At 67.0% G+C, this 21102-nt stretch carries 22 protein-coding genes and 1 pseudogene; 7 read left to right on the top strand and 16 right to left on the bottom strand.

Annotation, left to right across the window (positions count from 1 at the left end; genetic code table 11):
* The first annotated feature begins 12 nt into the window (after positions 1–12).
* The 3 genes from F7D01_RS02485 to F7D01_RS02475 are packed head-to-tail and all read left to right on the top strand — an operon-like array spanning position 13 to position 3706.
* Positions 13–1035: a DUF1611 domain-containing protein gene (locus F7D01_RS02485; protein ID WP_215229624.1), complete on the top strand. Its 1023-nt coding sequence runs from the start codon at positions 13–15 to the stop codon at positions 1033–1035.
* Positions 1032–2141 (top strand): hypothetical protein, encoded by a 1110-nt coding sequence (locus F7D01_RS02480; RefSeq protein WP_215228688.1) that lies wholly within the window; start codon positions 1032–1034, stop codon positions 2139–2141. The genes F7D01_RS02485 and F7D01_RS02480 overlap by 4 nt, the downstream gene beginning before the upstream one ends.
* Positions 2138–3706 (top strand): serine hydrolase, encoded by a 1569-nt coding sequence (locus tag F7D01_RS02475; protein ID WP_215228687.1) that lies wholly within the window; start codon positions 2138–2140, stop codon positions 3704–3706. The genes F7D01_RS02480 and F7D01_RS02475 overlap by 4 nt, the downstream gene beginning before the upstream one ends.
* A 43-nt stretch (positions 3707–3749) precedes the next feature.
* Here F7D01_RS02475 and F7D01_RS02470 read toward each other — a convergent pair whose 3' ends face one another.
* From F7D01_RS02470 to tsaD, 12 genes and pseudogenes are all read right to left on the bottom strand, one after another.
* The gene (locus tag F7D01_RS02470; protein ID WP_215228686.1) at positions 3750–4946 is read right to left on the bottom strand and encodes an acetyl-CoA C-acetyltransferase; all 1197 of its coding nucleotides are present in this window, start codon (positions 4944–4946) and stop codon (positions 3750–3752) included.
* Positions 4946–5137: pseudogene (locus tag F7D01_RS02465) on the bottom strand (acyl-CoA dehydrogenase); the annotation flags it as partial. The pseudogene F7D01_RS02465 and the gene F7D01_RS02470, both read right to left, overlap by 1 nt.
* 171 nt (positions 5138–5308) lie before the next feature.
* Positions 5309–6319, bottom strand: coding sequence for a fumarylacetoacetate hydrolase family protein (locus tag F7D01_RS02460; RefSeq protein WP_215228685.1), 1011 nt, complete (start codon positions 6317–6319; stop codon positions 5309–5311).
* A complete protein-coding gene (gene maiA / locus F7D01_RS02455) occupies positions 6316–6972 on the bottom strand; it encodes a maleylacetoacetate isomerase (RefSeq protein WP_215228684.1) in 657 nt (218 codons plus the stop codon). The genes F7D01_RS02460 and maiA overlap by 4 nt, the downstream gene beginning before the upstream one ends.
* A gap of 67 nt (positions 6973–7039) precedes the next feature.
* Positions 7040–8221, bottom strand: coding sequence for an acyl-CoA dehydrogenase (locus F7D01_RS02450; RefSeq protein WP_215228683.1), 1182 nt, complete (start codon positions 8219–8221; stop codon positions 7040–7042).
* 103 nt (positions 8222–8324) lie between these two features.
* Positions 8325–8684: a response regulator gene (locus F7D01_RS02445; protein ID WP_215228682.1), complete on the bottom strand. Its 360-nt coding sequence runs from the start codon at positions 8682–8684 to the stop codon at positions 8325–8327.
* A gap of 69 nt (positions 8685–8753) precedes the next feature.
* Positions 8754–9398: a hypothetical protein gene (locus F7D01_RS02440; protein WP_251567175.1), complete on the bottom strand. Its 645-nt coding sequence runs from the start codon at positions 9396–9398 to the stop codon at positions 8754–8756.
* Positions 9399–9523: 125 nt separating this feature from the next.
* Positions 9524–10261: an OmpA family protein gene (locus tag F7D01_RS02435; RefSeq protein ID WP_215228680.1), complete on the bottom strand. Its 738-nt coding sequence runs from the start codon at positions 10259–10261 to the stop codon at positions 9524–9526.
* 58 nt (positions 10262–10319) lie between these two features.
* On the bottom strand, positions 10320–11195 hold the full coding sequence (locus tag F7D01_RS15465; RefSeq protein WP_371819668.1) for a lipopolysaccharide biosynthesis protein: 876 nt from the start codon (positions 11193–11195) through the stop codon (positions 10320–10322).
* Positions 11192–11851, bottom strand: coding sequence for a hypothetical protein (locus F7D01_RS15460; RefSeq protein ID WP_371819667.1), 660 nt, complete (start codon positions 11849–11851; stop codon positions 11192–11194). Before F7D01_RS15460 ends, F7D01_RS15465 begins: the two co-directional genes overlap by 4 nt.
* 9 nt (positions 11852–11860) lie before the next feature.
* Complete coding sequence (locus tag F7D01_RS02425) at positions 11861–12868, bottom strand: NAD(P)H-dependent glycerol-3-phosphate dehydrogenase (protein WP_215228679.1); 1008 nt, start codon at positions 12866–12868, stop codon at positions 11861–11863.
* Positions 12865–13899 (bottom strand): tRNA (adenosine(37)-N6)-threonylcarbamoyltransferase complex transferase subunit TsaD, encoded by a 1035-nt coding sequence (gene tsaD, locus F7D01_RS02420; protein WP_215228678.1) that lies wholly within the window; start codon positions 13897–13899, stop codon positions 12865–12867. The genes F7D01_RS02425 and tsaD overlap by 4 nt, the downstream gene beginning before the upstream one ends.
* Positions 13900–13943: 44 nt before the next feature.
* On the opposite strand from tsaD, the gene hemC reads away from it, so the two are divergent.
* The 3 genes from hemC to F7D01_RS02405 are packed head-to-tail and all read left to right on the top strand — an operon-like array spanning position 13944 to position 16505.
* Complete coding sequence (hemC, locus tag F7D01_RS02415) at positions 13944–14873, top strand: hydroxymethylbilane synthase (protein WP_215228677.1); 930 nt, start codon at positions 13944–13946, stop codon at positions 14871–14873.
* Positions 14870–15553 (top strand): uroporphyrinogen-III synthase, encoded by a 684-nt coding sequence (locus F7D01_RS02410; RefSeq protein ID WP_251567000.1) that lies wholly within the window; start codon positions 14870–14872, stop codon positions 15551–15553. Before hemC ends, F7D01_RS02410 begins: the two co-directional genes overlap by 4 nt.
* 43 nt (positions 15554–15596) lie before the next feature.
* Positions 15597–16505 carry a hypothetical protein gene (locus tag F7D01_RS02405; protein ID WP_215228676.1) on the top strand — a complete coding sequence of 303 codons (909 nt, stop codon included), beginning with the start codon at positions 15597–15599 and terminating at the stop codon, positions 16503–16505.
* Positions 16506–16514: 9 nt separating this feature from the next.
* Here the strand turns inward: F7D01_RS02405 and F7D01_RS02400 are convergent, their stop codons facing one another.
* A complete protein-coding gene (locus F7D01_RS02400; protein ID WP_215228675.1) occupies positions 16515–17729 on the bottom strand; it encodes an FAD-dependent monooxygenase in 1215 nt (404 codons plus the stop codon).
* Between the two features lie 28 nt (positions 17730–17757).
* On the opposite strand from F7D01_RS02400, the gene F7D01_RS02395 reads away from it, so the two are divergent.
* A complete protein-coding gene (locus F7D01_RS02395; RefSeq protein ID WP_215228674.1) occupies positions 17758–19842 on the top strand; it encodes a protein-disulfide reductase DsbD in 2085 nt (694 codons plus the stop codon).
* On the opposite strand, the gene F7D01_RS02390 is transcribed toward F7D01_RS02395, so the two are convergent.
* The 3 genes from F7D01_RS02390 to F7D01_RS02380 form a co-directional block, all read right to left on the bottom strand.
* On the bottom strand, positions 19772–20344 hold the full coding sequence (locus F7D01_RS02390) for a hypothetical protein (RefSeq protein WP_215228673.1): 573 nt from the start codon (positions 20342–20344) through the stop codon (positions 19772–19774). The genes F7D01_RS02395 and F7D01_RS02390 overlap by 71 nt on opposite strands.
* Positions 20345–20423: 79 nt before the next feature.
* Complete coding sequence (locus F7D01_RS02385; protein WP_215228672.1) at positions 20424–20645, bottom strand: type II toxin-antitoxin system HicB family antitoxin; 222 nt, start codon at positions 20643–20645, stop codon at positions 20424–20426.
* Positions 20642–20896 carry a type II toxin-antitoxin system HicA family toxin gene (locus F7D01_RS02380; protein ID WP_215228671.1) on the bottom strand — a complete coding sequence of 85 codons (255 nt, stop codon included), beginning with the start codon at positions 20894–20896 and terminating at the stop codon, positions 20642–20644. Before F7D01_RS02380 ends, F7D01_RS02385 begins: the two co-directional genes overlap by 4 nt.
* Between the last annotated feature and the right edge of the window lie 206 nt (positions 20897–21102).

The following is a 21102-nucleotide window of genomic DNA, read 5'->3' as shown; positions in this document are numbered from 1 at the left end:
GAACGATCGAAGATGGAGCCCTCGGCCCCGGCGCTGCCCGGCCCGTATCTTATCTTCCTGGGCGACACGACCGAACCCGGCTTCGCGAAGACCGCGTTCGGATTGCGGGACTGGGCGCGGGACCGCTGCATCGGCGAATACGCGCTGGCAGAAGCGACCGTAACGGCCGGTTTGCCCCGGCTCACGCCTGAGCAGGCGGTGGGCAAAGGCGCGCGGGCGCTGGTGATCGGTGTTGCCAATCCGGGCGGCTTCATTCCGGACGCGTGGGTGCCCCCACTGATCGAGGCGATGGCGGCAGGACTGGACCTGATCGGCGGTATGCACAGCCGCCTGGCCGACCTGTCCCCGATCCGCGAGGCCGCGCGCCGCCATGGTCGCGAGCTGTTCGACATTCGCACTCCGCCACCGGACATACCGGTGGCCAGCGGACGCAAGCGAACGGGGCGCCGACTGCTGACGGTCGGCACTGATTGCGCCCTGGGCAAGAAATACACCGCGCTCTCGATCGCGCGCGGACTTGCCGCGCGCGGGCTCGATGCAACGTTCCGGGCCAGCGGACAGACCGGTATCCTGATCGCGGGCGAGGGGATTGCCATCGATTCGGTGGTGTCGGATTTCGCCAGCGGCGCGGCGGAATTGCTCAGCCCGGACGCGGCACCCGACCACATCGACGTGATCGAGGGGCAGGGCTCGCTGTTCCACCCTTCCTATGCCTCGGTCTCGCTTGCCCTTCTTCATGGTAGCCAGCCCGATCTCTTCGTGGTCTGTCACAAGCCGGGCCGAGAGCGCATTCTGGGGCATCCCGGATACATGTTGCCTTCCATCGAAGAGGTGATCGATCTTACCGTTCGTAACGGGCGGCTGACGAACCCCGCGATCCGCTGTGCCGGTGTCAGTCTCGCGACCAACGAATTGGCGGACGGGGAGGCCGCCCGCCTGATCGAGGAAACGGAGGAGCGCCTTTCGCTCCCGGTGGCGGACCCCATCCGCGGCGGCCCCGCCTTCGAACGGCTCCTGGACGCCTGCACCTCGTGAGCGTTGCTGCCGATCGCTTCCGCCGCTTCCTCCTGCCGGGGTTGGCGTTCAAGGCGGTGGTGATCGGCGGCGGCTATGCGACGGGGCGGGAACTGGCGGAATTCTTCCTCCCGTTCGGACCATGGGGCGGCGTGGCGGCGATGGCTTTCGCCATGCTGATCTGGTCCCTCGTCGCCGCTGCGACCTTCGCCGTCGCCTTCCGCACCGGCGCACGCGATTATCGCCACTTCTTCGAAACGCTGCTGGGGCGGGGGTGGTTCGTTTTCGAGATCGCCTATGCGGTCTTTGTCGTCCTCATCCTCGCCGTGTTCGGCGCCGCGGCGGGTGCCATCGCGCACGCGACCCTCGGGCTTCCCACGATGGTGGGCACCATTGCGCTCATGGTCGCGATCATGGGGTGCGTCGCATTCGGCAATGCGGGGGTGGAGCGCTCCTTCATGGCGCTCTCGGTCCTGCTCTACGCGACCTATGCGATATTCCTGGTCCTCTCTCTGACCGGGGTCGGGAGCGAGATCGAGCGCGCGTTCGCCTCCGCTCCCCCACCCGCCGGCGAATGGCCGCTGGGCGGTCTGACCTATGCAGGCTACAACATAATCGGCGCGGTGATGATCCTGCCGGTCACCCGGCATTTCCGCAGCCGCCGCGATGCCATTACCGCCGGGCTCGTGGCAGGTCCGCTGGCCATGCTGCCCGCGCTCCTGTTCTTCGTGAGCATGGTGGCCTTCCTGCCCGACATCGCCGACGCGGTGCTGCCCTCGGACTACATCCTGGGCCGCCTTGGACTTCCTGCCTTCAACCTCGTATTTCAGCTGATGATCTTCGCCGCCTTGCTCGAGAGCGGAATCGGTGCGGTTCACGCGGTTAACGAGCGGATCGACAAGACGCGCGAGGTCGCGATGACGCCTCCGATGCGCGTAGCGCTGGCCTTCGCGATCCTGTTTCCGTGCATGCTGGTGGCCGACCGCGTCGGCCTCGTGGACCTCGTAGCGTCCGGATACCGTGCGCTCGCCTGGGTCATCATCGCCGTCTACGTCCTGCCGCTCTTCGCATACGTCGCCTGGCGACGGGTGAAGCGCACTCCCGTTCCAGCCCCGGAGGCAACATGAGACATCTGTTCGCGTTCTTCACGCTCTGCTCGCTCGTCATAGGTAGCCCCGCTCTTGCCGAGCCGCCCGCCGATATCGACGCACGAATCGAGACCTTGCGGAACCAGTCGGAAACGCCGGGGATGGCGGTCGCTATCGTGGAAGATGGCAAGGTTGTGCTGGCGAAGGGCTACGGCGTCCGCGCGCTCGACGCGCCGCGCAAGGTCGATGCCGATACGCTATTCATGATCGCATCGACGGGGAAGGCGTTCACCAGCGCGGCGCTGGCGACGCTGGTCGACGCGGGGAAGATCTCCTGGGACGACAGGGTGATAGACCATCTGCCCGGCTTCCAGATGTACGATGCCTGGGTCACGCGCGAGATGACGATCCGCGACCTGTTGGTCCACCGCAGCGGATTGGGTCTGGGCGCGGGCGACCTTCTCATCGTTCCACGCGGAAGCCTGTCGCGGCAGGAAATCGTGGAGCGGCTGCGCTACATCGAACCGGCGACAAGCTTCCGCAGTGGCTATGCCTACGACAACATCCTCTACATCGTCGCCGGGAGGCTGATCGAGGTCGTCAGCGGACAGCGCTGGGAAGATTACATGCGCGATCATGTGTTCAAGCCCGCAGGCATGCCCAATGCGACGGCCGACAAAAGCCGCCAGTTGAGCGCTCCCGACCGGGCGAAGCCGCACGGGCGCGTTGGCGGGCCGGTACGCGGCACCGGACCGGTCACGCTGCTGGATGAGACCGACAGGCTGGGACAGGCATCCGCGCCGGCCGGTCTGATCGCCGCAAGCGCGAACGACCTGGCACGGTGGTTGCAGATCCAGCTCGCGCACGGAAAGGTCCCCGGCGACGGGCGGCTGTTCAGCGAGGACGCATCGAAGGAGATGTGGACGCCTGTCACCCCCATTCCGATCAGTGCGTGGCCGGGGGTGCTTGCCGAGACGACACCGACCTATGCGGCCTACGCTCTGGGTTGGGAGGTGCAGGATTACCAAGGGCACCAGATCATCTGGCACGCTGGCGGGTTGTTCGGATTTACCACTGTGGTTGTGATGATCCCGGAGAAGGACGTGGGTTTCGCGATCACGCTCAACAGCGAGGAGATCGAACCGCGCTACGGGCTGATGTACGAATTGCTGGACCATTATCTCGGATTGCCGAAACGCGATTGGGCCACGCCGTTCGGCGCTTTCAAGCGCGATCGGATCGCCGCTGCGGAAGATGCGGTTGCCAGCGCGCAGGCCACACCTGCGCAGGTGGGCCCCTCTCTACCTCTAGAGCGCTATGCGGGGAGGTACCGCGATCGCTGGTACGGAGACATGACGGTGGAGAGCGACGGAGACGGTCTGCGCGTCGATTTCGAGACGACGCCGAATATGCAGGGGCCGCTGGAGCACTATCAGTACGATACCTTCATCGTACGCTTCACCGATCCGGCGATCGAACCGGCCTATCTGACCTTCGCCCTCGACGCCGATGGCAAGGTGCAGCGGATCACCGCCAAGCCGGCTTCGCCGATCGCTGATTTCAGTTTCGATTATCAGGATCTGCTGTTCACGCCGGTGCCTTAAGCGCGGCGGAGGGTGGCAATGTAACCGCCCTCCGCCATTCTCGTCAGGCGCGTTCGAAGATCGCGGCCATGCCCTGGCCGCCGCCGATGCACATCGTTTCGAGACCGTAGCGGCTGCCTCTTCGCTTCATTTCGTGCAGCAAGGTCACCGCGATCCGCACGCCAGTGGCCCCGATCGGATGGCCGAGCGAGATACCCGAACCGTTGACATTGAGCCGGGCCCGATCGTCCCAGTTCCATGCCTTGAGCACGGACAGCACCTGCGCGGCGAACGCCTCGTTGACCTCGACCAGGTCCATATCTGCGAGCGAAAGGCCGGTCTGCCGCATCACCTTCTCGGTCGCGGGGACCGGACCGATGCCCATGCGCGAGGGGTCGCACCCCGCGGCGCTCCAGCCGACCAGGAAGGCGTCGGGTGTGATACCGAGATCGGCGAGCCGGTCCTCGGCCACCACCAGGCACGCCGCCGCCGCGTCGTTCTGCTGCGAGGCGTTACCTGCGGTAACCACGCCATCCTTCATCAGCGGCCGCAGCTTCGCGAGCTTTTCGGGTGAACTATCGGGCCGAATGCCTTCGTCGCGGTCGAACAGGGTGGGATCGCCCTTGCGCTGGGGCACCTCGACCGGAACGATCTCCTCTGCGAATTTGCCGTTTTCCCACGCCTCTGTCGCGCGGCGGTGGCTCTCGACGGCGAAGGCGTCCGCCTCTTCTCGCGAGATGTCGTTGTCGCGCGCGAGGTTCTCCGCCGTCTCGATCATGCCGGAGATATAGCCGAACCGCTCGACCGGTTGCGAGCGTTCGCGCCCGCGATCGAGACGGTCGTAGAGTTGCGTCGTCCCCGCGCGTTTTCCCCACCGCATGTCGGTGGTGTAGTATTCGATCCGGCTCATGCTCTCGACCCCGCCCGCGAGGATCGCGTCGCACACGCCGGTCTGTACCATCATCGCGGCAGTGGCGATCGATTGCAGCCCGCTGCCGCAACGCCGGTCGAGCTGCATGCCCGGCACCTCTATCGGCAGCCCGGCGGACAGCGCTACCCAGCGGCCCACGCACGGCGTTTCGCTATTGGCGTAGGATTGCGCGAACACCACGTCGCCGATCGCCGCCGGATCGATACCCGCCCGCTCGATAGCGGCATTGGCGACCACGCTCCCGAGCGTTTCGACCGGAACGTCCTTCAGGGCACCGCCAAAGGTGCCAACTGGCGTGCGGACGGGGGCGACGATTGCTGCGCGGCGCATCAGTAACTCCTTGGAAGGCCGAGCACATGCTCGGCAAGATAGGCCAGTATCATATTGGTCGAGATCGGCGCGACCTGGTAGAGGCGCGTCTCGCGAAATTTGCGTTCGATATCATATTCTTCGGCGGAGCCGAACCCGCCGTGGGTCTGGATGCAGACATTGGCGGCCTCATCGAACGCGTCCGCCGCCATGCCGGGAAGGAAGGAGCGCTTCTGTTCGTCCGCTTCTTACCGCAGATTAGTGCCCGTTGTGTACATCTGCGTATGGCAGGCGCCGCCCCTGCCGCCTTCCGCCGGACACCCTCGCGGATTGCGGGGTGGTCGGCGGTGTCGAACGGGCTCAGCTGCATCGGCTCGGCAGGGTCAGGCGGAAACCACTTCCTGCTCGATCGCGCCGAAGATCGAGTGACCCTGCGCATCGTCCATCCAGATCTTTACGGTGTCGCCCGGTTCCATGAAGCGGGTGTTCGCCTCGCCATCCGCAATGGTCTCGATCATGCGGATCTCGGCGATGCAGCTATAGCCCGCGCCCCCTTCCGCCACGGGCTTGCCCGGGCCACCGTCGGCCCCCTTGTTCGAGATCGTGCCCGAGCCGATGATCGCGCCCGCGCCCAGATTGCGCGTCTTCGCCGCATGCGAGATGAGATCGGCGAGGCTGAAGGTCGCATCCTGGCCGACCTCCGCCCGGCCGAAGGGCTGGCCGTTGTAATCGACCTTCAGCGGCAACTGGATGACCGCGTCCCTCCAGCTTTCGCCCAATTCGTCGGGCGTGACCGCGACGGGGGAGAAGGCGGTCGCGGGTTTCGACTGGAAGAACCCGAACCCCTTAGCCAGCTCACCCGGGATCAGGCCGCGCAGGGAAACGTCGTTGACCAGCATCAGCAGCTTGATGTGGGCACTTGCGTCTTCCTTCGACACGCCCATCGGCACGTCGTCGGTGATGCAGGCGATCTCGCCTTCCATGTCGCAGCCCCAGCTGGTGTCGCCCAGCGGGATGTTCGCGCGCGGGGGCAGGAAGTCGTCGCTGCCGCCCTGGTACATCAGCGGGTCGTGGTAGAAGCTTTCCGGAACCTCCGCATCGCGCGCCTTCCGCACCAGCTCGACGTGGTTGATATAGGCGCTGCCATCGGCCCATTGATAGGCGCGGGGGAGGGGGGAGAGAGCCTGCCTCTCGTGGAAGCGTTCGCACGGCACCGCCTCGTGCTCCACGTCGCGATAGAGTGCCTCCAGTTTCGGCGCGCAATTCTCCCAGTCGTCGAGCGCCGCCTGCAGCGTGGGTGCGATGTTGTCCGCGGCGCAATAACGGGTGATATCGCGGGAGACGACGACCAGCTGACCGTCGCGCGTCCCGTTGTCGATCGTTGCGAGCTTCATGGCATCTCTTCCTTCTTGTTTTCTGGATTGTCGGGTTGCGCGTCGGGATGGGCGCGCCGGAATTCGGGCAGGGCGAGGCAGGAGCGTTCGATCCGGCGGATGCGGGGCATCTCGCTGAGATCGAACGCGAAGCGCCGCGCGTTGTAGATTTGCGGCACGAGCACGACCTCGAAGAAACCGGGCCGGTCGAAGAGGAAGTCTCCCGTGCCCAGCTGATCGAGTCTGCGCTCGATCGGGCGCAGCGTGCGGCCCAGCCAGTGGCGATACCAGGTGTCGACCGCGTCCTGATCGTGGCCGAGCGGATCCTTCAGATAGTTCAGCACCGGCATGTTCAGCGGAGCGTGCAGCTCCGTCGCGATGGCATAGGCGAGCTCGCGCGCGGTGAAGCGGTCCTCCATCGCGGCTGGCAGCAGCGGGCGCTCGCGATAGGCCTCGTCCAGCCACTCCAGCTGGGCCATGGACTGCGCCCGGTCGCGCCCGTCGGCCACCAGCATGGGTACGCCGGCGAAAGGATTGCGGGAGGAGAAGGCCTCCCCCTTCTGCTCGCCTTCGAGCAGGTTCACCGGTCGGTATTCGTAGTCGATGCCTTTCAGCGCCAGCGCGCACCGCAGGCGATAGCTCGTCGAGCTGCGATAGAACCCGTAGAGTATCATGGGCGCCTCTCCCTGCCGCTCCGGCTGCAGCTGTATCGGTAAACCGGGGCGGAGGGCAGAGGTTTCGTCAGAACGCTGGAATGCCGGTGATCGCGCGCCCCAGGATGAGCGCGTGGACATCGTGCGTGCCCTCGTAGGTGTTGACCGTTTCCAGGTTCACCATGTGGCGGATCACCTGGTATTCCTCGGAAATGCCGTTGCCGCCATGCATGTCGCGCGCTTTGCGTGCGATATCGAGCGCCTTGCCGACATTGTTGCGCTTCACGATCGAGATCATCTCCGGCGCGAACTTGCCTTCGTCCATCAGGCGACCCACCCGCAGCGACGCCTGCAGACCGAGTGCGATCTCGGTCATCATGTCGGCAAGCTTGAGCTGATAGAGCTGCTTACCCGCGAGCGGACCGAACTGCTGGCGGTCGAGCCCGTATTGCCGCGCGGCGTGGAAGCAGAACTCGGCCGCGCCCATCGATCCCCACGAGATGCCGTAGCGCGCGCGGTTGAGGCAGCCGAACGGCCCCTTCAGCCCTTCCACCTCGGGCAGCAGGGCGTCTGCGGGCAGCTTCACCTCGTCCATCATCACCATGCCGGTGGTGCTGGCACGCAGCGAGATCTTACCCTCGATCTTCGGGGCGGACAGGCCCTCCATCCCCTTTTCCAGAACGAAGCCGCGAATCTTGTCGTCATGCGCCTCGCTCTTGGCCCAGATCACGAAGACGTCGGCGAAGGGCGAGTTGGAAATCCAAGTCTTGCTGCCCGAGATCGAGTAGCCGTCCCCGTCCTTTTTGGCATAGGTGCGCATGGAGCCGGGGTCGGAGCCCGCGTCGGGCTCGGTCAGGCCGAAGCACCCGATCAGTTCGCCGCTGGCGAGGCCCGGAAGGTATTTCTTGCGCTGCTCTTCGGAGCCGTAGGCCTGGATGGGATACATCACGAGGCTCGACTGCACGCTCGCCATGGAGCGGTAGCCGGAATCGACCCGTTCGATTTCCCGCGCGATCAGGCCGTAGGAAACGTAGTTCGCACCCGCGCCGCCATATTCCTCCGGCACCGTCGCGCCCAGCAGACCGGCCTGCCCCATCATGGGGAACAGTTCGGGCGCGTCCACTTCGCGGCTGAAGGCATCGATGACGCGCGGTTGGAGCTCGTTCTGCGCGAAGGCGTGCGCGGTATCGCGGATCATCCGCTCTTCTTCGGTCAGCTGTTCGTCGATCCGGAACGGATCGTCCCAGTCGAATTTCACCATTCCGGCCATGTTTTCTCCTGCGTTCTGCAGGTCGCCTTCGCACTCCAGCGCGTCACGGGCAAGTGCCGCTTCCGTTGGGTGCCGCACCCCCCCACTGGAGGTAGCAGCTCGCCTACTTGTGGATCAGGGCCTGCTGCACTCGCTCCAGCATCTGGTCCGGCGGGCAGGGCTTCTCGATCGTGTATTCGCCGGGGAAACGCTCCGCGATCTCATCATGTGTAAACGCGCCCGAATGGAAGATGACCGGCACGTTCTCCGCGATCAACTGCTCCGCGAAGTTGAACACCAGGCCATCGCCCAACTGCACATCGAGAATGGCGACATCGGGCTTTCGCTTCTGGTACGACAACATGGCGGACGACACGTCGTGCATCGGGCCGTCGACCTCGAACCCCGCTTCCTTCACGGTTTCGACCAGATCGCATCCGATGATGTGTTCGTCTTCGGCCACGAGGACATAGGCTCGGTCCATGACTTGCTCCATTTCTGCCGCCCGGAAGAATGATACGCGCAGACAGGAGGAGTCGTTCCGGACGGTGGCCTAGAGCTTCCCGAAGCGATCCTCGTAGGTAGCCATGTCGCCTTCAACCAGCAGGCGCGCCTGCTCACGCCAGTCGTCGCGTTCGATCCGCCCCGCGAACCGGCCGAGCTGCGCGTCGATGCGGGCCACGTCGGTGTCGCTCCAGTTCGCGATCTCGGAGAGGGTGGTGATGCCCATTTCGTGTAACTGCGCGGAAAGCTTCGGCCCCAATCCCTTGATACGGGTGAGGTCGTCTTGCTGCGCAGGCGCTGGGGGAGGTGCAGTAACCGGGGCCGAAGGCGGGGTCGAAACAGGGGCTGGAGCGGCTGGCGGCGGAGGCGCAGCAGGCTCTTCGCTGTTCACTTCTTCTTCGCGGGCAATCTGATCGGCCTCCACCGCGGCGGCAACCGCTGTTCCCGCGCCCGCGACGCCCATCGGCGTGACCGGGGGAATGGGCGGATTGGCTGGGGAATTCCCCGCAGACGCCGCGGGAGGCGCATCGATCAGCGCCTGGTTGCGCTTCGCCCCACCGGCTTCGGTCTCCGTGCCATCGTCGTCCGGCGCGATCCGGGTCTTGCGGTTGCCCGCGAAGATCAGCCATGCCACGGCCAGCCCGATCAGCAGAGCGGCCAGCAACCATGGCCAGTTGGCCTGCACCAGTTCCATCACGCGTCCATTCTCCTTGTCAGTCCCGGTCCGGGCCGGGACGTGCCCATATCGCCCATCCGAGCGCCAAGCCCACGATATAGGTGAAGAGCATCGCTGCCATCAACTCGGCCCAGATCGGCATGTCAGCGCGCGCTCGGCCTGTCGATGGGGGTGGGCCGCAGCGGCACTTTCGCGACCACCGCGAATTCGATCCGGCGATTGGCCGGGTCCGTCGGCTCGAGCCCCTGCACGGGCTGGCGGGAGCCAAGCCCCTCGGTCATCAGGCCCTGACGCGGTATCCCGCGCTCCACCAGCGCTTCGCGCACGGCGATGGCGCGGGCCAGCGACAGCGCGCGATTGACGTCGGGCGGGCCGGAACTGTCGGTATGGCCGGTGATCGCGATTATCGCCCCGACACAGGGCCGCAGGGCAGTCGCGACCTCGTCCAGCAGCTCGGCGGATTCGGGCGATATGGATGCACTCGATTCCTCGAACCGGATCGTCCGCGCCTGCAGCAGCGCCTCGACGTCGTCCTGGCAATGAAGCGGGGCGACGGGGGCCTCTCCGCTTTCGGCGATCATCGTCCCGTCGGTCCAGAACACGCCGCCGACGCCGGGTACCGCCGCCAACGCCTTCGCGATGCGCACCCGCCGCCCCTCGCCGGGGTTGCCCACCGGGGTCAGTATGGCATGCCGGCTGGGGCTGCCCGCGCGGGTCGCAAAGGTCAGGCGCACTTCTTTCATGCCTTTCTCATCCAGCATGACCTGCGCCCGGTCCTGGATCGTCTGCGCGAGCGGTGCCGCGGTGAATCCGGCCGCCAGCAGGGCGAGCCCGGCCGTGGCGACCGCTCCGGCGGCGATGACGAGAGAGGGGTGGCGCATGATCCCGTCCTACCCGTTCACGGGCGCGGTGCAAGGCGTGGGCTGGGATGAACCGGCGCTATCGCATGCGCGTGCTCTCCGGCCCCGGTTCCGGAGGCAGCGGTTCGGTGTCGGAAGCGAGGTTGCGCCGGAACAGCAAGCGGTCCTCCGGGCCGAAGCCGCGCGTCCAGATGATGATGCCGTAGACGAACAGGATCAGGGGGATGCCGAACAACAGCTGCGCCCACTCGACCACATATTGCATCGTTATCCCCACCGCGGTGGCGGGAACGGCTGCCCAGACCAGAACCCAGCGCCAGGTCCTGATGGGCTGGCCCAGGATATGGCCCAGGAGCTTCGCCTTGATCAGCGCTGCCAGGCCGAGGGAAAGCATCAGCGCGATCGCGGCCCCCGCGGCCTTGTACCCGCCAGCCAGCCCCATCCGCTCGACCCCCAACATCGCGCCCACGGTCAGCACCGCCTGCAGACCGATGGTGGCGAGCGAGATCCACAGGTTCTTTATCCGAGCGACGTAGACCAGCGCGGCTTCCGAAACGACGGCCGTCGCAGCCACCACTTCCGCCAGGAGGAGGAAGCCGAGCGCTCCGGTGCCGCCGACGAACTCGCTCCCGACCAGGCCCATCACCCCTTCGCCGGGCAGGCCGAGTGCGAGGCCGATGCCCGCCTGCGCCGCGATGATCCAGAACCCCACTTGCGAAAGCTGGTCGGCGATCGCCGCGTTGTCGCCCTTCTTCAGGTTCTTGGTGATCACCGGGCCGAGGATCGGCTCGAAGCTGGTTTTCATCTTCTGCGGCAGGCTCGCGACCTGCTGCGCCACGTAGTAGATGCCGACCGCATAGGGGGCCGCGAACAGGCCCAGAATGAAGATGTCGAGCCGGCGCGAGCCCCACTCCACCGCGTCGGCCCCGGCGAGCGGCAAGGCGCGCAGCGTCATCGAACCGATATTGCCGGCCGGGGGCGCCAGCCTTGCGGTCTCCCGAACGTCTTGAGGAACGGCCACAGCGCCACAATCAGGGCGGCGTAGATGGACGCGAGATAGGCGAGGGCGAGGCCCGAGGCTGGGGCGACGAAATACAGCACCCCGGCCGCGATGGAGATCGTCCACGGTTCGGCCAGCGAGCGGGCGCGCACGGTCGTCGCGATGTCGAAGCGGTAGGCCTGCGCCGCCAGCGCGACCTCCGTCATGGCGAACCCGGGAATGGCGAAGACCAGCAGCTTGTCGAGCGGGCCGTTCATCCCGTTGGGGAACATCGGATCCGGCACGAACCACAGGAACGTGCCTGCGATCACCGACAGCAGCAGGGCCAGCAGCAGCCCGTCGAGCACGAGGTTCGATTCGGGTTCGTCGCTGTTGGCGAGCCGCTGCGCCAGCCCGCGCTTCTCGCCCATCGAACAGACCAGCGCGAGGAGTTCGACCACGACCAGCGCCGACGCGAAGCGTCCCAGGGCCTGCGCGCCGTAAAGCTGTCCGGCGATGAAGAGGAACGGGATGCGCGCCACCAGCCGCAGCAGGAAGCCGATGAAATTGGTCCGCCCGCCCTTGGCGAGCGCGGCCATGTCGCCGTCCTGCTGCTGCGGGGTTTCGACCATGACGAAACGTCAGTCCTGCGCGCCGGGATGGCGTTCGGAGCGCAGGGGCCGTGCAAGCAGGCGTTCTACCACGCCCGCAGGGGGCGATCCGTTCAGCAGGCTGTGGACCGCGTCGACGATCGGCATGGAGATGGCATGGCGGCTGGCAATCTCCACCAGCACGGGCGCGGTGAAAGCGCCTTCCGCAACGGTGCGCCGGTCAGCCATCAGCGTATCGGCCGATTGCCCTTCGCCCAGCGCTTTGCCGAGCGAATAGTTGCGGCTGGATGTCGAACTGCAAGTCAGCACCAGATCGCCCAGGCCGCACAGGCCCGCCAGAGTTTCCGCCCGCGCACCCATCGCCTCGCCGAACCGCAGCATTTCGGCATAGCCGCGCGCGATCAGCGATGCGCGGGCGTTCTGGCCCAGCGCCATGCCGTCGACCACGCCGCATGCGATCGCGAGCACGTTCTTGACCGCCCCGCCGATCTCCGCCCCGGTGACGTCGTCGCTGTAATAGGGGCGGAACTGGGGACGGCCGATCGCGGGCGCAAGGCGCTCCCACTGTTCCTCCCCACCCGAACAGGCGAGGGTGACGGCGGTGGGCAATCCCGCTGCGACCTCGTGCGCAAAGGTCGGTCCGGACAGCACGGCGACGTTCGAATCGGGGCAGGCCGCACGCGCGACGTGGTTCATCAGATGCCCGGTGCCCTGCTCGATCCCCTTGGAACAAAGCACCAGATCGCGGGGCGTGTGCTCCAGCCCCTTCAGAACCGCGCCCAGATGCTGCGCGGGCGTGACCGCCAGCACGATCTCGCACGCGGTAAGTTCACCAAGGTCCGTGGTCGCGGAAATGCTCGGCGAGAGGGGCGATTCGGGCAGGAACCGATCATTGTGGTGATAGGCGTTGATGTCGGCGACGACCTCTTCCTCGCGCGCCCAGATGAGGACCGGCGCGCCGTCCGCCGCCAGCATCTGCGCCAGCGCCGTGCCCCACGCACCGGCCCCGACCACCGCGATTTCCGCCGCACCGTTCATGCCTTCACCCCCGCGCCGCGCACCGGCTTCGCCTCCGGATCGAGCGGCCACCGCGGCCGCGCGCGAAAATCGAGCGGATCGCTGGTACCCAGCGGCAGGCGCTCGCAGCCGGCCCACGCAATCATGGCCGCATTATCGGTACAAAGGGCCAGCGGGGGAGCCACGAACCGCATCCGGCGATCCGCCGCCAATGTCTCCAACGCGCCGCGCATCGCCTGATTGGCGGCAACGCCTCCAGCCACGACGAGGGCAGGGGCGGGATCGAGCGTGTCGAGGGCGCGCGTGAGCCGGTCGAGCGCACAATCGATCGCCGCTTGCTGAAAGCTCGCGGCGATATCGGCAGGGGAATACTGGCCGGATTCATGCGCGCGCAAAACCGCGCTTTTGAGTCCGGCGAAGCTGAAATGCGGTTCCGCGCTGCCCTTCAGCGGGCGGGGCAGGGGGACAGCCTGCGCATCGCCTTCGCGCGCCAGCCGCTCCACCGCAGGCCCTCCGGGATAGCCGAGGCCAAGGATTTTCGCGGTCTTGTCGAACGCTTCGCCCAGCGCATCGTCGATGGTGGTCGCGTGCCGGCGAAAGCGACCCACACCCTCCACGCGCAGGATTTGGCAGTGCCCTCCTGAGACAAGCAGCAGGATATAGGGGAAGGCGAGGTCGGGATCGGCGAGGCGCGGGCTCAGCGCATGCCCCTCCAGATGGTTGATCGCCAGCAGCGGCACGTCGCTCGCCATGGCCAGCGCCTTGCCGGTGACGAGGCCGACCATGACCCCGCCGATGAGCCCCGGTCCGGCGGTAGCGGCGATGGCATCGAGGTCGCGCAACTCCACGCCGCCTTCGCTCAGAACCGCATCGATCATCGGCGCGAGCCGTTCCGCATGGGCGCGCGCGGCGATTTCGGGCACGACCCCGCCATAGGGCGCATGCTCCGCCTCCTGCGAGGCGATGCGTTGCGCCACGATGCGTCTGTCGGTGGTGACCAACGCCGCTGCCGTTTCGTCGCAGCTCGATTCTATGCCCAGAACGAGGCCCATCCGGCTTCCCCTTAGCCGATGCCCCCGTTAGGGCAAACCTGCCCATGTCCGATAAGCCCATCCTTCGTCTCGGAACCCGCCGCTCGCCACTCGCCATGGCGCAGGCGGAGGAAACCCGATCGCGCCTGTGCGCCGCCCATGGCTGGGCAGAGGACGCGGTCGAACTGGTCCCGGTCGTCGCGAGCGGGGACAAGGTGCAGGACCGCCCGCTGGCCGAGATTGGCGGCAAGGCGCTCTGGACCAAGGAACTCGACGCCTGGCTGGCGGAGGGGCGGATCGACGCCGCGGTCCATTCCATGAAGGATGTGGAGACGATCCGACCCGCGGAAATTTCGATCGCCGCCATCCTGCCGCGCGCCGACCGCCGCGATGCGCTGGTCGGGGCGAGCGATGTCTCGGCCATCCCGCAAGGTGCGACGCTGGGCACCAGTGCGCCGCGCCGCGTCGCGCAGATGCTGCACCTGCGGCCCGATCTCAAGCCGGTGACATTCCGCGGAAACGTGGCCACGCGGCTGTCGAAGCTCGCGGCGGGGGAGGCCGATGTCACGCTGCTCGCCCGTGCCGGGCTCGACCGGCTGGGCGAAACGGGCGTGGGCCATCCACTGCCGCTCGACACGTTCCTGCCCGCGGTCGCGCAAGGGGCGATCGGGATTGAGTGTCGCACCGGTGACGACCGGGCGAAGACCTTGCTGCGTGCGATCGACGACGCATCGAGCCATGCCGAAGTTTTCGCGGAGCGCGCGCTGCTCGCCGGGCTGGGTGGGACATGCCACAGCCCGATCGCCGTGCTCGCGCAGTTCCGTGATGGGGCGATCGAGATGCGTGCGGCGATATTCAGCACGGACGGCGCGGAACGGATCGCGGCCGAGGCACGCTTCGATGCGGATGACGGGCGTACGCCGGGGGACCTCGCGCGCCGGATGCTCGCCGATGCGCCCACGCTGGTGCGCAACCTGTTCGACGGCGCTCGTTGACCCGCCGGATCGTCGCCATTCGGCCCGAACCGGGACTGACAGAAACGCTGGCGCGCGCGCATCGCATGGGGCTGCGGGTCACCGGACTGCCCCTGTCGCAAGCCGAACCGGTGGAGTGGACGGCCCCTGCGGTCGCCTATGACGGCTTGCTGGTGGGGAGTGCCAATGTCTTCCGCCACGGCGGCGCCGAACTCGACAAGCTACGCGATGTGCCGGTGCTGGCGGTCGGCGAACGAACTGCGGACGCCGCGCGCCGGGCCGGTTGGCGGGTGGAGGCAGCCGGCCAAGGCGGCCTGCAGGCGTTGCTCGACGCTTTGTCCCCGCAGCCGCGCCGACTGTTGCGCTTGGCGGGAGAGCAACGTGTCGAACTCGCCGCGCCGGATTCGGTAGAGATCGACACGGTCACGCTCTATCGCGTGCGGCATCACCGGCTCACGCCTGCGCAAGCCGCGCTGTTCAGCCGCGGTTCGGTCGTGCTGCTCCATTCGGGCGAGGCTGCGGCGCATTTTGCGCGCGAATGCGACCGGAGCGGGATTGACCGGAGTGCGCTGTCCGTCGCCGCGCTGGCACCGCGCATAGCCGAAGCGGCTGGACCGGGATGGGGCACGGTAGAGGTGGCGCCTGCGCCGAACGACGCTGCGCTATTGGCTATCGCGGGCGAACTGTGCGAGAGCCCCTGATAAGGCGTGTCGACGGTGGGGTCGGCCTGCGGGACGGGACGGAATGAACGAAACGAGCGTGCAAGGCCCGCGGGGCGTATCTTGGCGGTCCCTGCTGGGGATCGTCCTTCTCCTGCTGCTGATTGCGGCGGCGGTGGCGATCTTCATGTGGTGGCGGCCCGATATCGCCGATCTTCGCCGCGAAGAGGTAGCGCAGGCGGCAAGCGAGAAGGTCATTGCGCCCAGCGCGAGCACCCCTTCGCCCACCGGCGTGACCCAGGCGGCAATGGCGCCACCTTCCAAATCGGCGGCCAGCGTGGCGCGCCAGCAGGGCGGCATCGAACAGCGGCTGGCCGCGGCGGAGCAGCGGCTCAACCAGCTCGACATTCAGGCGCAAGCGGCGGCGGGGAATGCCGCGCGCGCGGAAGGGCTGCTGATCGCTTTCGCTGTGCGTCGCTCGATCGAGCGCGGGGCGCAGCTCGGCTATCTGGCCGACCAGCTGCGCCTGCGGTTCGGCGATGCCTTGCCCAATGCGGTATCGACCATCGTCGAAAACTCGCGCGATCCAGTGACGCTCGACCAGCTATCGGCGCGGCTGGAGCAGTTGGGACCGAAGCTGGAAGCCCGCGATGCCGGACCCAGCCTGAGCATGCTGAAGCGTGAATTGAACCAGCTTTTCATCATCCGGCGCGAAAGCTCGCCCTCTCCCACGCCCGAGCGGCGGCTGGAACGCGCGCGTCTGTTCCTGGAAAGCGGACGCTACGAGGCGGCGATCGACGAGGTAGGGCGGATGCCGGGGGCCGACAAGGCGGAGCGATGGATGGCGGATACGCGGCGCTATGCCGCGGTGCAGCGCGCGCTCGACTTGGTCGAAACTGCGGCGATCTTGGAGCCGCGGCGTTTGCGGGATGGATCGGGCAATCCGGTCAGCCGTTCCAGCGTGGTGACGATGCAGGGCCAGTCCCAGCAGTAGCGGCCAGGCTCAGGCCTCCAGCATGGCGGGACGATCGCCGGAGACACCGCGCGCTTCGTCCATGAACCAGTCCTTCAGCACAGGCAGGCGCTGGACCGCGCCCATGCCGAGACGACGGATGGCCGAAGCGGTACGCCCCGGGACGCCGAACAGCCGCGTGAGGCCGTCCGTGGCGAGGGCAACGGAAAAGGCGTCGAGCCCGCGCCAGGTCTCGTAGCGGGCGAGCAATTGCGTATCGCCGGGATCGAGTCCCAGCCGCCGCCCGTCCTCCAGCACCTGTACCAACGCACCGACGTCGCGCAGGCCCAGATTGAGCCCCTGCCCGGCGATCGGGTGGATGCCGTGCCCGCTATCGCCCACCAGCGCGAGCCGCTGCGCCGTGATCTTCGCGGTGTGATGAAAGCCGAGCGGGAAAGAAGCGCGGGGCCCGGATACGGCGAGCGCCCCGAACAGGCCGCCCATGCGCTTTTCCACCTCGGCCAGGAAGGCGCGGTCGCCCAGTTTCACGACCCCCGCGCCATCGCGCTGCGACACGGTCCAGACCAGCGCGCTGCGATGACGACCCTGTTGATCGTCGAGCAGGGGCAGCAGCGCGAAGGGCCCGGCGGGGTAAAAGATTTCCCACGCCACGTTGCCGTGCGGCTTCTCGTGGAGCAGGCCGGCGATAATCGCGCTATGATCGTATTGCCACTTGGCGACCGGAATCCCGGCTTGCTCGCGGGTGGGCGAACCGCGACCGTCGGCCGCTATCATCAGGCTGGCACCGAGCCGTGTTCCGTCGGCGAGGCGCACCGAGGCTCCGAACTCGTCGCGGGTGCGTTCGACCACCTCCGCGCTGGAATGCCACGCAATGCGCTTTTCCCCACGCGCGGCTTCGAACAGAGAGAGGCGCAACTGCCGGTTGGCGAACATTCGGCCCAGCGAACCCTCGTGCGGTTCGGGGCGGAAATCGATGCGGCCGGGCCGCAGCTGATCGGACACCGCGATGGTGTCGATCGGGCAGCCATGCGGCTCCAACGCTTCGGTCATCCCGATATGGCGGAACAGATTCCAGCTGGCGGTCGAAATTGCCGAAGCGCGTCCGTCGAACCCTTCCGCCGTCAGATCGGCGGGATCGGCGCGATCCACGACATGGCTGGTGAAGCCACGGCTTGCCGCGGTGAGGGCCAGCGTCATGCCCACCAGGCCGCCGCCGAGGATCAGGAGGTCGCGCTTGTCGTCCATGGCCCCCGCTCCTAGAGGGCGAGACACCATGCGCGCAAGTTCGTTGCCCCGCATCGCGGTGCTTTTCCTCGCTGTCCTCGCCTCTCTCCTGGCGCAACCCGTGCAGGCGCAGCGGGCCGAGCCGCCGCATCTGCGGCCCCAATTGCTGCTGGTCGACAGCGCCGATGGCGGGCGAGAGCGCACCTATGCGCTGGTGTTCGATCCAGAGCCCGGCTGGCACGGTTACTGGCGCAACCCGGGCGATGCCGGCCTGCCGATGCATCTGGAATGGAACTGGCCGAGCGACTGGATCGGCGAGCTGCAATATCCCGTCCCGCAACAGCTCGTGATCGGCGGGCTGATGAACCATGTGTACGAGCACGAGTATGCGGTGCTGGTGCCGGTGGAGATGCCGAGAGGGGCGCAGGCCGGGGGCCGTGAGCCGCTGTCGGTGAAAGCCCGCTGGCTCGCCTGCACCGACCGGATCTGCGTTCCCGAAAGCGCGACCTTGGTCGCGCGTGACGCGCGGGGAAGCGGGGCGCGTTTCGCTAGATGGCAGGCCGCGATTCCCCCGCTGCTCGATCGCGCCGCCCGCTTCGATGCGCAGGGCGACGCCCTCGCCCTCGCGATTCCGGTGCCCGCTAGTTTCGATCTCGCCGATCCGCATGTCTTCATCGGTGAGCACGGGGTCGTCGATTACGCCGCCCCGCAAACGTTCTCGCGCGCTGGCGACACACTGGTCGCGCGCTTGCCGCGAACGGAAGACGGACAAACGCCAGAAAAAATCACGGGCATCCTCGCCTATGGCGATGGGCAGGGCTTTCGTTTCGAAGCCGTGCCGGGGTCCGTCCCGGCAACCGGTGAAGCTCTTGGCGCAAGCGGAACAGGCTCGTCGCTCGCCCTCTTGGTGCTCGGCGCGATCCTGGGCGGGCTGATCCTGAACGTAATGCCGTGCGTGTTCCCGATCCTGAGCCTCAAGGCGCTGGCTCTCGCGAAGGCGGGCGGAACGGAGAGCGCGGCGCGGCGCGATGCGCTGGCCTACACCGCGGGCGCGCTGGTCGCTTCCCTCGCGCTCGGTGGCCTGCTGCTGGGCTTGCGCGGTGCCGGGGTACAGGTGGGCTGGGCGTTCCAGTTGCAGCAACCGGTTGTGCTGATCGCGCTGTTCCTGCTCGGCTGCGCGATAACCGCCAATTTCCTGGGCCTGTTCGAGATTCCCGGCATCGCGATTCGCGGCGGCGCTCCCAGCAGCGGCACGGGGGGTTCATTCGCCACCGGTCTGCTCGCGGCGTTCGTCGCGACGCCTTGCACGGGGCCGTTCATGGCGGCGGCGCTGGGCGCGGCGCTGGTCTTGCCGCCGATCGCCGCGCTCGCTCTGTTCGCGGGATTGGGACTGGGGCTCGCGCTTCCGTTCCTTCTTCTCGGTTTCGTGCCCGCACTGCGGTCGCGCCTGCCACGTCCCGGCCCGTGGATGGAGCGGTTTCGCCGCTGGATGGCGCTGCCGATGGGGCTAACCGTCTGCGCACTCGGCTGGCTGCTCTGGCGTGTTGGCGGCACCGGCTGGGCGCTGTCGGTCGGGGCAATCGCGATCGTGATGGTGAGCCTGCTGGTCCAGCTTGGGCGGAGCCAGCGCCGGCTGGACGGGCAGGGCCTGCTGCCTGCCATCGGGGCCTGTGCGGCGGTCGCCTTCGCGCTGGTCGCGCTTCCCGCGCCACCGGCCACGGCGAACGCGGGCGGGGACAGCCTGCTGGCACCGCAGCCCTTCAGCGCCGCAGCGCTGGCCAATGCACGCGCCAGCGGCCAGCCCGTCTTCGTCTGGTTCACCGCCGACTGGTGCCTGACCTGCAAGGTGAACGAGGAGGTCGCGATCGAGCGCGACGCAACCGCCGACGCCTTCGAGCGCGCAGGGGTAAAGACCTTGCGCGGCGACTGGACGCGTCCCGATCCGCAGATCACGCAATTCCTTGCCGAACAGGGCGTGGCGGGCGTGCCGCTCTATCTGTGGTACGATCCCGGCGCAGGCGATCCCGAGCAACTGCCCCAGGTCCTGACCCCGGATATGCTGGTCAGCCGGGCGGAGAGGTCGACGCCTCGGGGCTCTGCACGATCTGGGTCAGATCCGAGCACGCGTCGATAAGCTTTCCCGGCAGCGGGCTGGGGTGCAGCATCAGGCTTCCGGCGCCGGGAATCGTCAGCTCGACATCGTGCGAGCCGGTCAGCACGTCGAGAGCGGCGTTATCGGCGGCTTCTCCGCCCTCCCACAGCCACGCGCGCCCATTGTTGCGCGCGGTGACCTGGATACGTTCGATATGGCCGTTGCCGATCAGCGCCATGATTGCCCGCGCATCGCGATCGGCGGGGGAGAATCGGGTGAAGTCGATCCGTGGCACTTCTGTGGAGGTGTCGCACTGCATGGCCAGGAACGGCATCTTGCCCGGAACCCCGTAGAGGATCCGCAGCGGTTGCGCCCCCGCGGCCCAAACCGCGTCCTTCGCATCGGGCGATGGCAACGGGTCCGAAGCGAAGCGTTCCGCCTCGCTGGTCAATGTCAGGCGCGAGACGTAATCGTCCGATGCCGGCGGCTTGCAGGCGGTACAGACCAGCAGGAAGGCGAGGGCAAGCGGACGGGAGGGCGACATCTAGCGGCGGCTTTAGGCGTGCGGGCGGGGCATCCGCAATAGGGTGGTGTATCGAGACGCCAGATTTCTTGGCGGTTTATTAACTAGCGTAGATAGCCGGGCGGTAGCGAGCCTGCGGAATAGGAAATCCGCGATCACGAGCTGTAGCCAACCAGCCATCGATCGCATCGTTCACATTCGAGATGGCTTCTCTGCGCGTGTCGCCGTGCGCCGAGCAGGGCTTGAGATCGGGAACGTCCGCGATCCAGCACTCGTCTTCGGCGGACCAGAACAGGTTGATATGATAGTGGGGCTCGTTCACGGCTCGACATATAGGCCGTGTTCCTCGACCAGTTCAAGAAATTCGCGGACCTGATAGCGTTTCGCATCCTTGCCGCTTGGCTGGACGGGGAAGGGGCGAGAGAGCTTTGGATGCACATATTGCCGATGGCTGCCGACCGTGCGGGCGTTCTCGAAGCCGAAGGCGGTGAGAAGCTTCTCGAAGTCGCGGAAGCTGATCGCGCCGCGAGGATTGGCCAGCAATTTGGCGTAGAGCTTGTCCGGGCGGGTCATGCGGTCCTTCTGCCAACAATCTTTGGCGTTTTGAATCGCTGCGCAATTTCGCCTATTCGGGCGACCGACCTTGCACAGGCGAGTCTCGGATTACTACCGCAACCCGTCACCCCGGACTTGATCCGGGGTCCAGCTTTCTTCTGGAACGATCGCATCACGTGGAGGGCTGGATGCCGGAAGCGAAGCTGACCGAAGGTCTACCAAGT

Origin of the sequence: Erythrobacter sp. 3-20A1M, from assembly GCF_018636735.1 — a bacterium.
GTDB lineage: Bacteria > Pseudomonadota > Alphaproteobacteria > Sphingomonadales > Sphingomonadaceae > Alteriqipengyuania.
This window is presented reverse-complemented; position numbering and strand designations above follow the sequence as displayed.

What these genes read in the sequence shown, in the direction of transcription:
- F7D01_RS02460 (WP_215228685.1), bottom strand. Translation starts at nt 6,319, where the DNA reads ATGAAGCTCGCAACGATCGACAACGGGACGCGCGACGGTCAGCTGGTC.
- F7D01_RS02380 (WP_215228671.1), bottom strand. Translation starts at nt 20,896, where the DNA reads ATGACCCGCCCGGACAAGCTCTACGCCAAATTGCTGGCCAATCCTCGC.
- F7D01_RS02400 (WP_215228675.1), bottom strand. Translation starts at nt 17,729, where the DNA reads ATGGACGACAAGCGCGACCTCCTGATCCTCGGCGGCGGCCTGGTGGGC.
- F7D01_RS02405 (WP_215228676.1), top strand. Translation starts at nt 15,597, where the DNA reads ATGAACGAAACGAGCGTGCAAGGCCCGCGGGGCGTATCTTGGCGGTCC.
- F7D01_RS02440 (WP_251567175.1), bottom strand. Translation starts at nt 9,398, where the DNA reads ATGGAACTGGTGCAGGCCAACTGGCCATGGTTGCTGGCCGCTCTGCTG.
- tsaD (WP_215228678.1), bottom strand. Translation starts at nt 13,899, where the DNA reads ATGGGCCTCGTTCTGGGCATAGAATCGAGCTGCGACGAAACGGCAGCG.
- F7D01_RS02475 (WP_215228687.1), top strand. Translation starts at nt 2,138, where the DNA reads ATGAGACATCTGTTCGCGTTCTTCACGCTCTGCTCGCTCGTCATAGGT.
- F7D01_RS02425 (WP_215228679.1), bottom strand. Translation starts at nt 12,868, where the DNA reads ATGAACGGTGCGGCGGAAATCGCGGTGGTCGGGGCCGGTGCGTGGGGC.
- F7D01_RS02445 (WP_215228682.1), bottom strand. Translation starts at nt 8,684, where the DNA reads ATGGACCGAGCCTATGTCCTCGTGGCCGAAGACGAACACATCATCGGA.
- hemC (WP_215228677.1), top strand. Translation starts at nt 13,944, where the DNA reads ATGTCCGATAAGCCCATCCTTCGTCTCGGAACCCGCCGCTCGCCACTC.
- F7D01_RS15460 (WP_371819667.1), bottom strand. Translation starts at nt 11,851, where the DNA reads ATGGTCGAAACCCCGCAGCAGCAGGACGGCGACATGGCCGCGCTCGCC.
- F7D01_RS02435 (WP_215228680.1), bottom strand. Translation starts at nt 10,261, where the DNA reads ATGCGCCACCCCTCTCTCGTCATCGCCGCCGGAGCGGTCGCCACGGCC.
- maiA (WP_215228684.1), bottom strand. Translation starts at nt 6,972, where the DNA reads ATGATACTCTACGGGTTCTATCGCAGCTCGACGAGCTATCGCCTGCGG.
- F7D01_RS02450 (WP_215228683.1), bottom strand. Translation starts at nt 8,221, where the DNA reads ATGGCCGGAATGGTGAAATTCGACTGGGACGATCCGTTCCGGATCGAC.
- F7D01_RS02395 (WP_215228674.1), top strand. Translation starts at nt 17,758, where the DNA reads ATGCGCGCAAGTTCGTTGCCCCGCATCGCGGTGCTTTTCCTCGCTGTC.
- F7D01_RS02485 (WP_215229624.1), top strand. Translation starts at nt 13, where the DNA reads ATGGAGCCCTCGGCCCCGGCGCTGCCCGGCCCGTATCTTATCTTCCTG.
- F7D01_RS15465 (WP_371819668.1), bottom strand. Translation starts at nt 11,195, where the DNA reads ATGACGCTGCGCGCCTTGCCGCTCGCCGGGGCCGACGCGGTGGAGTGG.
- F7D01_RS02470 (WP_215228686.1), bottom strand. Translation starts at nt 4,946, where the DNA reads ATGCGCCGCGCAGCAATCGTCGCCCCCGTCCGCACGCCAGTTGGCACC.
- F7D01_RS02390 (WP_215228673.1), bottom strand. Translation starts at nt 20,344, where the DNA reads ATGTCGCCCTCCCGTCCGCTTGCCCTCGCCTTCCTGCTGGTCTGTACC.